Genomic DNA, 13,449 nt, shown 5'->3' on the forward strand with positions numbered 1-13,449 from the left:
GTGTGTAAAAATGAAAAAAACAATGGGGTTATTAGTAATGGCTTATGGTACTCCACGTAGTTTAGATGAAGTGGAAGCGTACTATACACATATTCGAAGAGGTAGAAAACCATCCCAAGAACAATTAGATGATTTAACTGAACGTTATGAAGCAATTGGTGGGATCTCACCATTAGCTAAAATTACAGAAGAGCAAACAAAGAAACTAGAGGAAGAATTAAACCGTAGGTACGATTCCATTCAATTTCGCTCTTATCAAGGTCTCAAACATATTGATCCATTCATCGAAGATGCAGTTCATCAAATGAAGGAAGATGGGATTGAGGAAGCAGTGAGTATTGTACTAGCACCTCATTACTCAACTTTCAGTGTAAAATCCTATAATGGCCGTGCAAAGGAAGAAGCAGAAAGTATTGGTGGACCAAAGATTAAGAGTGTTGATAGCTGGTATGATGAGCCAAAGTTTATTAACTATTGGGCTAATCAAATTAAATTAACTCGTGAAAAAATGACACCTAAGGAACAGGAAAACCATGTAGTGGTATTTTCCGCACATAGCCTTCCTGAGAAAATCTTACAACATGGTGATCCATATCCAAAGCAACTGGAAAAAACAGCTGCATTAATTGCTGAAAAAGCAGGTGTGAAAAATTATGCAATTGGTTGGCAAAGTGAAGGGAATACACCAGAGCCTTGGCTTGGACCAGATGTACAGGACTTAACTCGCGACTTATATGAAAAAGAAAAATATGCTGCATTTGTATACTGTCCGGTTGGCTTCGTAGCTGATCATTTAGAAGTTTTATATGATAATGATTATGAATGTAAAGTTGTAACAGACGAACTGGGAGTAGGTTATTATCGACCTGCGATGCCTAACGCCCAACCAGAGTTTATTGATACACTAGCAACTGTAATTGAAAACCTATTAGGAGATACTCAAGGAAATGGGTAAAAAAAGAGTTGCTATTATTGGTGGAGGAATTACAGGCATAAGTGCAGCTTTTTATCTCCAACGTGAAATAGAAAATGGTTTAAATGCTGAATATGTTTTATACGAATCTTCAGAGAAACTTGGTGGAAAAATTCAAACAGAGTATCGTGATGGCTTTGTCATTGAACTAGGGCCAGATTCATTTCTAGCAAGGAAGCCTAGTGCAGCACAGTTAGCAAAAGAAGTGGGAATAGATGGTGACCTTGTCCGAAACAGTGCAGGCAAATCTTATATACTTCGCGATGGTACTCTTTATCCAATGCCAGGTGGCGCCATATTTGGTATTCCAACACAATGGGGGCCATTCCTTAAAACTAAATTAATTTCACCAGTTGGAAAGATTCGAGCAGCAGGTGACCTATTACGAGGAAGAACCTCAAGTGATGGGGGAGATCAATCACTTGGTAGTTTCTTTAGACGAAGATTAGGAAATGAAGTTGTGGATAATTTAATTGATCCACTGTTATCTGGGATTTATGCTGGTGATATTGATCGAATTAGTTTGCAGGCAACTTTTCCACATTTCCAGCAAATAGAAGCTAAATATCGAAGTCTAATCGTGGGAATGAAATCATCTATTGCAAAAAGACAATCTGGTTCTCCACAAGGTAAAAAGGGTGGTAAATCACCTGGTATGTTTTACTCTTTAAAAAATGGAGGATTAATGTCTTTAGTAGAAGCTGTGGAATCTCACTTGGGCGACTGTGTGAAAAAGAATACAAAACTAATTTCAGTTAAAATGGATAATAGTGGTTCTTACTTACTTGAGTTTGAAGATGGTAAAACAGATACGGTAGATCGAGTCATTTTCGCTACACCACACCATGTAACATATGAAATTCTAAAAGACCATAAAGCAGTGAGTCCGCTGAATGAAATCCCTTCGACATCTGTAGCAACTGTTGTTTTAGCTTTTGAAAAAGAGGCTATTAAGAAGGATATTGATGGGTCTGGTTTTGTGGTAGCTAGTAAAAAAGATTATTCCATCACGGCATGTACATGGACACATAAAAAATGGGAGCACTCTACACCAGAGGGGTATGCCCTATTACGCGGTTATGTTGGGCGTGCAGGTGATGAAGAAATCGTATATAAATCAGATGAAGAGATTGTGGAAGCTGTGATGAAGGACCTCAGCAAAATAATGGAGATTGACGGAAAGCCGTCCTTCCACATCGTTAAACGTTGGAAAAAATCAATGCCACAGTATGAAGTTGGTCATTTAGAAAGATTGAAACAGATGTACGTGGACCTTCATAAAGAGCTGCCAAATGTGCATATCACAGGTGGTGCTTTTAAAGGAATTGGTATTCCAGACTGTATTAACCAAGGGAAAGAAACAGCAGAAGCTGTTGCAAAATCGTTACTATAACAAATGATATGGATAGAGGCTGGGATATAACTTATGTGTTTAGCAGGGAAGACGAACATTACTAAAACACTTTTGTCTCAGCCTCTTTTCTTCATATTTCATTTTTTTCTTTTCTATGTTCTATTTCTCCAGCTAAGGCGTAGAGTACGAGCGTACTTGCGAAGTGAGAACTAAAGTTATTGCAATCTTGTTGTGGATAAACTTCCACAAAATCCATTCCAACAACTCCTTGCTTACAAACCTCATTAACAATAGTTAGTAGTTCAAAACTCGTTAATCCATTTGCATCTACTGGCCCACCAGGATTGAATGCATGGTCTAGGACGTCACTACAAATGCTCAAATAAACAGCATCGGTATTTTTGGCAGCGAGATCATATGCTTTCCTTGCTAACTCTCGTAAATCCGTTGCATTTCTAATATCACTAATCGTCATTGTTGTGGCCCCTATTTGTTGGGCTAATTTACCATTCTCCGGTTTGTTTCGAGGACCGTGTATTCCCATATGAACAATACTTTCGTTTCTTACACCTTTTGTTTCGTAAAGTCGGGCAAAGGGTGCACCTCTACCGAAAGGGTCCCCTAATGAGTGTTCGTTATTGTCGTAATGGGCATCAAGATGAATAATACCTACACTCTTTTTTGATTTTTCCACAAGTCCTTTAATAATTGGATATGTTATACCGTGGTCCCCACCTAATGCGACTGGGAATGCATTTGTTTTCCAAACATTCTTCGCAAAATCTTTAATCATATTATTCGTTATTACGGGTTCAGCAGGAATGACCTTTGCATCTCCTAAGTCACCTAAAGTAAGGTGATCAAATATATTAATGTGATTAAGTTCAGGTAAATAGCCACTATATCGTTCTGAGCATAATCTCATCACCTTTGGACCTAATTCACAGCCAGTGTAATCTCCCCATGTAACGGCCCCTTCCCAAGGAACACCGTAGAAAATGACATCCATATTTGAGAGGTTTTTAGACTGTACTAAATTTTCACTGCCTAAAAGCATGGTGTATTGCCGTAAATCATTTTATTCATAAAAACGATTCCCCCTTTTCAGTTACTAATACCCTCTTAATAGATTAATAAGGGTCTTTTAAACAAATTGTTTTCAAAAACTTTGTCGTTAATTAGAGTGAATTCACCGACTTCTTGTCTAAGTGAGTCATATCAGAGCTAATAGTAGGTAAGTGTGGAGTTTTGGTGGTATTCTTGTCGGAAATTTATTCCGCTTTTAAGACATATTTTGTCTTATACTAAGTACAGAAAACTTGGGTGAAGGGAATTTTTAACTAATGTTACAAAAAGCCGATCTGTTTTCAAGTTTAATTAATGAGAGAGTTAACATGATTAATGAATTAAGTGAAAGTATTGAAAAAGCCTTACATTGTCAAGAAGATGTGGTGGAAGGTCTGTCTTTTTGTGTGCCCAAAATAGTCGATACTTTATTACGTTATTCAGAGATTGAAAAAACTGATTTAAAAAAACTAGGACAAGAACTTAACTTGTATGCTAAAAATAATAAAATTACAACTGAAATGATTTCTGTCGTTTTGAATGAAATACGCAAATATTTTCAAATAAAGATTGAGAGTCTTCCTATAAATTATGATTTAAAGTTGGAGGGTATTACTCAGTTAGGACAGTTTATTTTTGAACTTCAGAGTTATACGATGCATTTGTTAATAGAAGATTTAGAAGAAGAACTAGATAATGAAAGGGAATTAATTCAAGAGCAAGAAAAGAACTTAAAGAAACTACAGGGAGAACGAACGCAAGTACTCTCAAAATTATCAAACAGCTTCGCACATGAACTAAGAAATCCCTTAACTTCGATTAAAGGGTTTGTTCAATTACTAGAGAGTAGATTGAAAAAAGTCACGGATGAAAAAATGTATTTTCAATATATTAATCATGAAATTAATGAATTGGAAAATCAGGTGAATCAATTACTCTTTTTATCTAGTTATAAAACTCATCAAGATTATAAAATACAACGAATCTCCTCTGTTTCTTTAATAGTCAATGCTATTCAGACATTTCATCTATTATTGATTGATAACAATATACAATTAGATGTAAAGCTTGAAAAAGATCGGATCATAAACGGTGTGGAGGAACAAATTAAGCTAGCGTTTTATAAACTCATTCAAAATGCAGTTGAGGCTCTATTGATGAAGGAGAAGGGCCGTAAATTAAAAATTGAACTAAAGTTAGATGAGGATATTGTCATTATTGTATCTAATAATGGACCACCAATACCTGACGTATTAAAGGACAGTATATTTGATCCTTTTGTAAGTACAAAAGAGTTAGGAAAAGGTCTTGGGTTATCAATAACCAAACAAATTGTTGAAAAACATCAAGGAGAAATCATATGCATTTCTGAAGGTAGTTGGACAACCTTTATGTTAAAATTTCCGAGGGAGCAAATAATAAATATATAAAAATCCTACAAAAACATAAAAAAAGAGTGAGTTGTGGGATTTTACTGTGGTATGATATAGGGCGATGCTATGATGCGGCTAGGAGTGTTTGTATGGATAAAGACTGGAATGTTGTTGATGTTTTACGACATTACCGCCATGATTGGTTGAATAAATTACAGTTAATTAAAGGGAATTTAGATATAGGAAGGATTGAAAAGGTACATAATTTAATTGATGAAATTGTACATCAATCAAAAAATGAAAGTCATTTAACTAACCTAAATACAGAGCTGTTAACGGAAAAGCTCTTGACTTTTAATTGGGGAAAACATCCTTATATCTTGTCGTTTGAGGTTTTGGCTCAAGGAGATTGGTCAGATTTAGAAGGGGATGTCCTTCAATTATGTGAACATATTTTTGAGATCTTAGATACATCCGCCAAGCCTGGCTATGATAATCAATTATTGTTAACACTAAATGATAATGATGGAATACGGGTGGAATTTGATTTTCAAGGTGATATATCTGAAAATGATCAATGGTTAACAATGATGAAAGATTTTAGAAAACTGTATAACGAAAAAATTGATCATTTGGAATGGGATAAATATGGTTGTTATATTTGCTTATCCATCTGATATTTTGTTTAAACTAATAACGAGGTGAAAGTCACATGTTTGTAGATAAAGTTAAAATATATGTAAAAGGTGGCGATGGCGGGAACGGCATCGTTGCATACAGGCGCGAGAAATATGTTCCTGATGGCGGTCCTGCTGGTGGAGATGGTGGAAGAGGTGCAAACGTAGTTTTTGTAGTAGATGAAGGTTTGAGAACATTAATGGATTTCCGTTACCAACGTCACTTTAAAGGCGATCGTGGTGAAAATGGTCGTCCTAAAAACCAACATGGTAAAAGTAGGGACGATATGATGGTTCGTGTCCCACCTGGAACAACAGTTATTGATGAAGATACAGGCAAAATAGTTGCTGACTTAACGGAAGAAGGTCAAAAGGCGGTAGTAGTCAAAGGGGGAAGGGGAGGACGTGGTAATTCAAGATTTGCTACTCCAGCCAATCCTGCTCCTGAAATTGCTGAAAACGGGGAGCCTGGTCAAGAAAGGAATTTAGTTCTAGAGTTGAAAGTCTTGGCTGATGTAGGTTTGGTTGGTTTTCCAAGTGTAGGTAAGTCCACTATTCTATCTGTTGTTTCTGCTGCTAGGCCCAAAATTGCTGATTACCATTTTACAACGTTAACACCTAATCTTGGTGTTGTGGAAACAGATGATCATAGAAGTTTTGTCATGGCAGATTTACCAGGATTAATTGAAGGGGCTCATTCTGGTGTTGGTTTAGGGCATCAATTTTTGCGGCATATTGAACGAACAAGGGTAATCGTTCATGTTCTTGATATGAGTGGGCTTGAAGGAAGAGATCCTTATGAAGATTACCTTACTATTAATGATGAATTAAAGCAGTATAATATGCGCTTATTGGAGCGACCACAAATCATTGTTGCAAACAAAATGGACATGCCACAAGCAGAGGAAAACCTTGAATTATTCAAGGAAAAGTTAGAAGAGGATGTTGAAATATTCCCTATCTCTGCTGTTACAAAACAAGGGTTAAATGGTCTGTTAAGGGCGGTAGCAGATAAAGTGGAAACTACTCCTGAATTTCCGTTATATGACAAAGAGGAAGTTGAGCAGAGGGTTGTTTATAAGTTCCAAAAACAAGAAGAGCCATTTAAAATCTTAAGGGATGATGATGGTGCATGGGTGATCGAAGGACATGAAATTGAGACTATGTTCAAAATGACCAACTTTGACCGTGAAGACTCGGTCAGAAGATTCTCTAGGAAAATGCGTCACATGGGAATTGATGCGGCATTACGGGAACGTGGTGCAGAAGATGGAGATACGGTTAGAATTCTTAATTATGAATTTGAATTTATAGAGTAGTGAAATAAGGAGACCCTGGGCAAAGTTCTTGCCTAGGGCTTTTTGAATATATATAAGTTTTTGTTGCCGATGATCAAGGCGATTGCGCTTTTCTGATTATATATGTTGTCAAGTTTTACCTTCATCTATATAATGAATAAATATGAAACGTAGGTGGTGATTTATATGCATAAACGACCTGATCAATTTTATTTAGTACGTGAAGACATGCTTCCTGAAGCAATGTTAAAGACAGTAGAAGCTAAAGAACTGTTAGAAAGCGGTAAGGTTGATAAAATAAACGTTGCTGTTCAACAAGTAAATTTAAGCAGAAGTGCTTTTTACAAGTATAAAGATGGTATATTTCCTTTTCATACGATGGTGAAGGAGAAAATTATTACATTGTCTGTTTTTTTAGAAGATAGGTCTGGGACTTTATCGAAACTTTTATCACTAATTGCACAAACAGGAGCCAATGTACTAACAATTAATCAAACGATACCATTACAAGGGAAAGCAACAATCACCTTATCTATTGAAACTGCTGCTATGACTTCTGATGTATCAGTTCTTTTGAATAAAATAGAACAGCTTGATCCTGTATTGAAAGTTGAATTAATTGGATCAGGTACATAATAAATAATAATGAGCGGGGAAGGACGATAATTCACATGGGTACTGTTGGTTATTTAGGACCTAAAGGTTCATTCACTGAAGCGGCGGCGAAGGCATTGTTTCCGAAAGAAGAAGGATCGCCTTTTCGCTCAATACCAGACTGCATAGATGCTGTAAAACAAAATATGGTTGAACGTGCTGTTGTTCCATTGGAAAATGCAATTGAGGGATCTGTAAATATCACGCTTGATTATCTAATTCATCACCAACGACTAACTATGGCAGCTGAAGTTACTGCACCTATTTATCAGCATTTAATGGTGCGTGAAGAGTATAAGCATGATTGGAGAACTATTAATTCCCTTTTATCACACCCACAAGCGATTGCTCAATGTCATCAATTTATTCGAGAGAATCTAGATCATGTTGATATAGCATACATGAACTCTACGGCTGAAGCAGCTAAGTATGTAAGCGAGACGGGAGAAAATGTAGGTGCTATAGCTAATAAAATTGCGGCAAAAGAGTATGGGCTGACGATAGTTAAATCGGAGATAAATGATTACGAAAATAATTCCACAAGATTTATTGTGCTAGAAAATGGCATTTTAGGAAATGAAACAAAAGATCTTTCTGATAAAACGAAATTTAAAACAACGTTGATGATTACATTGCCTTCCGACTATTCAGGGGCACTGCATCAAGTACTTTCTGCTTTTTCTTGGCGTCAAATTAATTTAAGTAAAATTGAGTCTAGGCCAATGAAGACTGGGTTAGGAAAGTATTTCTTCATTATAGATGTGGATATGAAGCTAGACAATGTACTAATTCCAGGAGCGTGTGAGGAGCTCAAGGCATTAGGGTGTGGGGTGGAGATTCTAGGTAGTTACCCGTGCTATTCTTGGAACGATTTAAAAATCAACATTTTATAATAAGATGAAAAAACTGTGTTTAGCTAAATTGCTAAACACAGTTTTTTGTTTCCGAGATGTACGTGATCCAGTCTGTAATATATAAGTGAATGCTCTCATAAAATGATTGTTGGATAAATATCTAAAAAAAGGTATGAAATCCGAGCCCAGTTTTGCAGTAGAAGTGTGACGGTTCGCCCAAGGTAGCATAGGATGTAGTGACATCGAATGGGAGGGATCTGAAAAAGTGAGAATTCATATTGTACAAAAAGGAGACACACTCTGGAAAATAGCACAGAAATATGGTGTTGATTTCGAAGCACTAAAAGGAGCTAACACACAGCTAAGCAACCCAGATTTAATTATGCCAGGAATGAAAATAAAGGTTCCGACTGGTAGTGTTCAAGCAGCTCCTTCAAAGAAAGAGGCAGTGAAGGAACAACCAGTAAAAGAGCAACCAGTAAAAGAACAACCAAAAGAGATGCCAAAGACTCCACCACCATCTATTAAGGAAGAAAAAGAAGCACCGATCAAGATGCCAGCACCACCACAGCCAGCACCTTCATATCATACTGATATTGATTTGAATATTTACCAGCAGCAGCAGAAAATAACTACACCACCAATAATGCCAAAACCAAAAGAGCAACCAAAGGTGAAAGAAAAACCAACCGTGGAGAAGCCTAAGGTTAAGAAACCAGAAAAAATTCAGCCAAAAACGATCAAACCATCAACAAAACCTATGCCAATGAAAGAACAGGTACCTGAGGACTGCTATCCAGTACCACCATTTATGCCATGTCCGCCACCATGTCCACCTGGATATCAACCAACACACCATCATGGTTATCCGCAGTCTCCATATCATGGAGCAATGCCAGCACCAGCACCAATGCCTAGTTATGGATATGGACATGGACATGGAATGCCAGCTCATGATCATCATAAAAATGTAACGGAGAAGGAAGTTCATCATCAAAAGAAAGAAACTCCAACATTTGGAGATGTTACTGCACATGAGTTCCAAAACCATGGAGCAGCACCGTATTATCCAACAGGAGTAGCGCCAACTCCACATGCAGGTTACGCTGTACCACAATTCCAGGGATACGGTACTTACCCATATCCTTACTCTTATCAGCAACCACAGGCGCCTCAGCAGCCATACCCATATCAAGGGGCTGTAAGAGACGAGGAAGAAGATCAATAAAATATGGAGAGTGGCTGACCTAAGGGTGCTAATTTGCATTTAATAGGTCAGCCCTATTTTTTTTCCCACAATAACAACAAACATGCAGATTACCTATAAGTGTCAGAATCAAATCCACATTACCTAGACAACATAATGAGTGAAAGGAGGATGATTGAATGAGAAAATTAGCAATGAGCTTAACTGCGGCAAGTTTATTATTTTCAGGTCTAGCAGGGTGTGGAGATGTTAATGATACTGGAATGAACGACCAGCGTAGTGGATATACAGTAAACCAAGGTGGCGCTGCGCGAGACGGTCAAGCTGACGACGGCACAATGTTTGGTAGAAATAACAACCGTGGATTTGATCAAGGCGGTATGTTCAGGAACAACAACAATCGTGGTGGAGTTTTTGGACAAAATGAAGGTCGAGGGTTTAACCAAGGTTCAAATGGATTTAATCAAGGGCGAGAGTATATTGGAAACAATCCAAATAACCGTGGTTTAGGAAACGAATCAGAAACTCGCGGAGCAGGACAAACTGGTACTCAGCGTGGCTATAATTATCAACAAGATCAAGCTGGTACTCATGGTTTAAACCATGGTAATCGTGGACGTACTTCAGCATATGAAGCTAGAGAAAACGGTCAGCACAGAGGTTTTGGACGTGGAATCACAGGTGACAATAGACCAGGTATGGTAGACGAAGATGGTCTTCTTAATGGGCAACGTGCCAATGTAACTGGCCAAAATCGTGGAACAACTCACAACCGCGGCATACAGCACCGTGGCACGGGTGACCAAATCAACGATGGTGCAACTGGTTTTTTCAATAGACAGAACACAAATAACAGAACCAACAATATGAATAACCGAAACCAAAATAACAATACAAACAATGCTTATTACAATGGACAAGATGGTCAACTAGCAAGTAGGATCAATACAAATCTTGCTAATGCTGGTATTGGAGATGACTATCACGTTGTAGTTAATGGAAATAGTGTCATTATTGCAGTAAACGACGATGGTGATACTAAAACAATTGAAAAAAATGTAAATAATACCGTATCTAACGTAAGGGACGACCTTGATGTACACGTTGTCACTGACCGTGACAGAGTAAATCAAGTTCGTGGAATGAATGACCGCTTACGTGCAGGTGAACCTTTTGAGGAAATTGGAGCAACGTTCAATGATATGCTTAATGATTTAGGAGATGCAGCACAACGTCCATTTGAAAGAAGTCGATAATGTCTATGAAGAACAGGTGAATCAAGTAGCCTGTTCTTTTTTTACATAATTTTTCATTATCAGAGGGATAAACTAGCTTTTTTTTGGAAATTCTAGAAATAAGATGTTTAAAAGTACTTAACAAGGAGGCATCATACACATGAGTCTCAATACAAAATTGCGTAAATCCATTTTTTATATCATAGTTCTTTTTCTGTTAACAGGAATATTTACAGTGAATCACTTACAGACTCTCGCGCAAAATTATGATAGAAGTGATACTCACTTAGCACAGGAAAATGGTGCAAAAACAGTGGAAGTTATACTACAGCGACATTACTTAGATGGTGAAATAAGTGAAGAAGTTGTTGAAGAAACAATATGGTCTATGGAGGACTTTTGGTCTTTTTACGAAGATTGGCAATTAGTAGATCAAAATGAACAAAAAATAATTTTTATGAAAGAATTTAATGACATCTCTCCTTTGCTAAAAATGAACGGATATTTTGGTTTATCTGATGATGACACCCTTAGTATTTTCAATGGTAAACCTAATGATAGCGAAGTAATTCAATCGTTTTTCCAAGTTAACACTAGTAGGTTAAAGAGTCACTTAAGAGACGAATTGTTGGAAGGGATCCCCATTTCATCGAAAGACCACTATCTTGAAGTGATAAAAATGGTTGAGGAATTTGCTGTAAAAGAGATGTAGCTAACAATCATGAGGTTGACTCTATAGGTGAAACACCTTCAGAGTTGACCTCTTTTTTGTAGTGGTTAGACTATATTTTGATGTTCTTTTTCCTGAGACGATGTCTTATAAATCCTCTGTAATGTCTCAAAGTGATCTTAATTGTGATAATATAAGTATGTGTGTTCTCATATTAGACAGTAGAGGAGAATTATTGTGATTGAATGCTTAACAGGTAAAGTAATACATATAGAAGTGGATTCTATCGTTATTGACGTAAGGGATGTAGGTTATTTAGTATATTGTCCAAATCCGTACCGTTTTCAGGACAATTTAAATGAAATTATAACTATATATATACACCATCATGTAAGGGAAGACGCCATTAAATTGTTCGGGTTTTCTACGAGAAATGAAAAGTATTTATTTGAAAAACTACTTCAAGTATCTGGTATTGGTCCTAAAGGAGCACTAGCAATTTTAGCAACTGGTGAGCCCAACATGGTTATAAGTGCGATTGAAAATGAAGATGAGACGTTTCTCGTAAAGTTTCCTGGTGTTGGAAAGAAAACAGCTCGTCAAATAATTCTTGATTTAAAAGGAAAGTTAGAGAACTTAAACAACAACCTGGGTCAAGGACAAAGTCAAAATGGGGCAACAATACCTAAGGTTGAATTAGGCGGAAATAAAGAATTAGAAGAGGCACTAGAAGCACTGAAAGCTTTAGGTTATGTTGATCGTGAAATTAAGAAGATAGCACCACAACTACAAGGTGAGCAGCTAACTACAGATGCTTTTATAAAAAAGGCATTGCAATTAATGTTAAATTAATTGGGGGAATATAGGGATGGATGAACGTATTGTTGGAAGTGAATCCCACGAATTAGAGGAGTGGGAGGAAAGAAGCCTGCGGCCACAAAACCTCGCTCAATATATTGGTCAAGAAAAAGTAAAGGAAAATTTATCTGTATTTATAAGTGCTGCTAAAATGAGGGAAGAGACATTAGATCACGTCCTACTCTATGGTCCACCTGGATTAGGGAAAACCACTTTATCCATGATTATTGCAAATGAAATGGGGGTCAATCTTCGGACCACATCTGGACCTGCAATAGAAAGACCTGGAGATTTGGCAGCAATATTAACAGCTTTAGAACCTGGGGATGTATTATTTATTGATGAAATACACCGCCTTAATAGATCTGTGGAGGAAGTGCTATATCCTGCCATGGAGGATTTTTGTTTAGATATCGTTATTGGCAAAGGACCTTCAGCTAGGTCTGTCCGTTTAGATTTACCGCCTTTTACATTGGTGGGAGCTACGACTAGGGCAGGAATGCTATCAGCACCGTTAAGGGATAGATTTGGTGTAGTTAGCCGGCTAGAGTATTATACGCATGAAGAACTAACTGAGATTGTGGAACGTACTGGTGAGGTATTGGAAGTTCCAATTGCGAAGGACGCAGGCGCAGAAATTGCCAAAAGATCTAGAGGAACCCCTAGAATAGCGAACAGGCTTCTGAGGAGAGTTCGTGATTTTGCGCAGGTTAGGGGAAATGGTGAAGTAAGTATAGAATTAGCTACAAATGCATTAGATCTACTGCAAGTTGATGCACTTGGGTTAGATGAAATTGATCACAAACTTCTAATAACTGTCATTGAAAAATTTCGTGGTGGCCCTGTAGGACTAGATACATTGGCTGCGACTATAGGAGAAGAATCACATACCATTGAGGATGTATATGAGCCATATTTGTTACAAATAGGCTTCTTACAACGAACACCAAGGGGAAGGATAGTGACACATCTGGCCTATCAGCATTTAAACATGGAGGTGCCTAATAATTGACACAGATACCAAAATTACTTGTGACATTAGGAATAATTTTAATTGTAGTAGGAGTCCTATGGCAAGTTGGGGGCAAATATTTATCTCTAGGGAAATTACCTGGAGATATATTTATCCAACGTGGGAATAGCACCTTTTATTTTCCCATTGTTACCTCCATCGTCATTAGTGTTATTCTGTCACTAGTATTTTTTGTTATCGGGAGATTCCGATAAATGG

General features: G+C 37.3%; 13 protein-coding genes and 1 pseudogene. 13 read left to right on the forward strand and 1 reads right to left on the reverse strand.

The annotated features are described in order from the left end of the window. Window positions 1-10 precede the first annotated feature (10 nt). Both hemH and hemY read left to right on the forward strand, forming a co-directional pair. Window positions 11-955, forward strand: a complete 945-nt coding sequence (gene hemH, locus BW724_RS07700; RefSeq protein WP_088074677.1) for a ferrochelatase — start codon at window positions 11-13, stop codon at window positions 953-955. Then, window positions 948-2,366, forward strand: coding sequence for a protoporphyrinogen oxidase (gene hemY, locus BW724_RS07705; RefSeq protein ID WP_088074678.1), 1,419 nt, complete (start codon window positions 948-950; stop codon window positions 2,364-2,366). Before hemH ends, hemY begins: the two co-directional genes overlap by 8 nt. Before the next feature lie 91 nt (window positions 2,367-2,457). On the opposite strand, the pseudogene BW724_RS07710 reads toward hemY, so the two are convergent. Further along, window positions 2,458-3,413: pseudogene (locus BW724_RS07710) on the reverse strand (agmatinase family protein). Window positions 3,414-3,670: 257 nt separating this feature from the next. Here BW724_RS07710 and BW724_RS07715 point away from each other — a divergent pair. The 11 genes from BW724_RS07715 (at window position 3,671) to BW724_RS07765 (ending at window position 13,445) form a co-directional block, all read left to right on the forward strand. Continuing rightward, window positions 3,671-4,822, forward strand: coding sequence for a sensor histidine kinase (locus tag BW724_RS07715; RefSeq protein WP_088074679.1), 1,152 nt, complete (start codon window positions 3,671-3,673; stop codon window positions 4,820-4,822). A gap of 92 nt (window positions 4,823-4,914) precedes the next feature. Next, window positions 4,915-5,442 carry a Spo0B C-terminal domain-containing protein gene (locus BW724_RS07720; RefSeq protein ID WP_088074680.1) on the forward strand — a complete coding sequence of 176 codons (528 nt, stop codon included), beginning with the start codon at window positions 4,915-4,917 and terminating at the stop codon, window positions 5,440-5,442. Between the two features lie 35 nt (window positions 5,443-5,477). Beyond that, window positions 5,478-6,761, forward strand: a complete 1,284-nt coding sequence (gene obgE, locus BW724_RS07725; protein WP_088074681.1) for a GTPase ObgE — start codon at window positions 5,478-5,480, stop codon at window positions 6,759-6,761. A 165-nt stretch (window positions 6,762-6,926) separates the two neighbouring features. Continuing rightward, window positions 6,927-7,376, forward strand: coding sequence for an ACT domain-containing protein (locus BW724_RS07730; RefSeq protein WP_088074682.1), 450 nt, complete (start codon window positions 6,927-6,929; stop codon window positions 7,374-7,376). 35 nt (window positions 7,377-7,411) lie between these two features. Further along, window positions 7,412-8,287: a prephenate dehydratase gene (pheA, locus tag BW724_RS07735; RefSeq protein WP_088074683.1), complete on the forward strand. Its 876-nt coding sequence runs from the start codon at window positions 7,412-7,414 to the stop codon at window positions 8,285-8,287. A 226-nt stretch (window positions 8,288-8,513) separates the two neighbouring features. Beyond that, window positions 8,514-9,476 (forward strand): SafA/ExsA family spore coat assembly protein, encoded by a 963-nt coding sequence (gene safA / locus BW724_RS24435; RefSeq protein WP_417891410.1) that lies wholly within the window; start codon window positions 8,514-8,516, stop codon window positions 9,474-9,476. A gap of 158 nt (window positions 9,477-9,634) precedes the next feature. Next, on the forward strand, window positions 9,635-10,711 hold the full coding sequence (locus BW724_RS07745; protein WP_088074684.1) for a YhcN/YlaJ family sporulation lipoprotein: 1,077 nt from the start codon (window positions 9,635-9,637) through the stop codon (window positions 10,709-10,711). Between the two features lie 139 nt (window positions 10,712-10,850). Continuing rightward, the gene (locus BW724_RS07750) at window positions 10,851-11,402 is read left to right on the forward strand and encodes an intercompartmental signaling factor BofC (protein ID WP_088074685.1); all 552 of its coding nucleotides are present in this window, start codon (window positions 10,851-10,853) and stop codon (window positions 11,400-11,402) included. A gap of 195 nt (window positions 11,403-11,597) precedes the next feature. Further along, a complete protein-coding gene (gene ruvA / locus BW724_RS07755; RefSeq protein ID WP_088074686.1) occupies window positions 11,598-12,212 on the forward strand; it encodes a Holliday junction branch migration protein RuvA in 615 nt (204 codons plus the stop codon). A gap of 16 nt (window positions 12,213-12,228) precedes the next feature. Beyond that, window positions 12,229-13,230 carry a Holliday junction branch migration DNA helicase RuvB gene (gene ruvB, locus BW724_RS07760; RefSeq protein ID WP_088074687.1) on the forward strand — a complete coding sequence of 334 codons (1,002 nt, stop codon included), beginning with the start codon at window positions 12,229-12,231 and terminating at the stop codon, window positions 13,228-13,230. After that, window positions 13,227-13,445 (forward strand): DUF2905 domain-containing protein, encoded by a 219-nt coding sequence (locus tag BW724_RS07765; RefSeq protein WP_176371340.1) that lies wholly within the window; start codon window positions 13,227-13,229, stop codon window positions 13,443-13,445. Before ruvB ends, BW724_RS07765 begins: the two co-directional genes overlap by 4 nt. Window positions 13,446-13,449: the final 4 nt, after the last annotated feature.

It is taken from the genome of Litchfieldia alkalitelluris (assembly GCF_002153425.1).
Lineage (GTDB): Bacteria > Bacillota > Bacilli > Bacillales > Salisediminibacteriaceae > Evansella > Evansella alkalicola.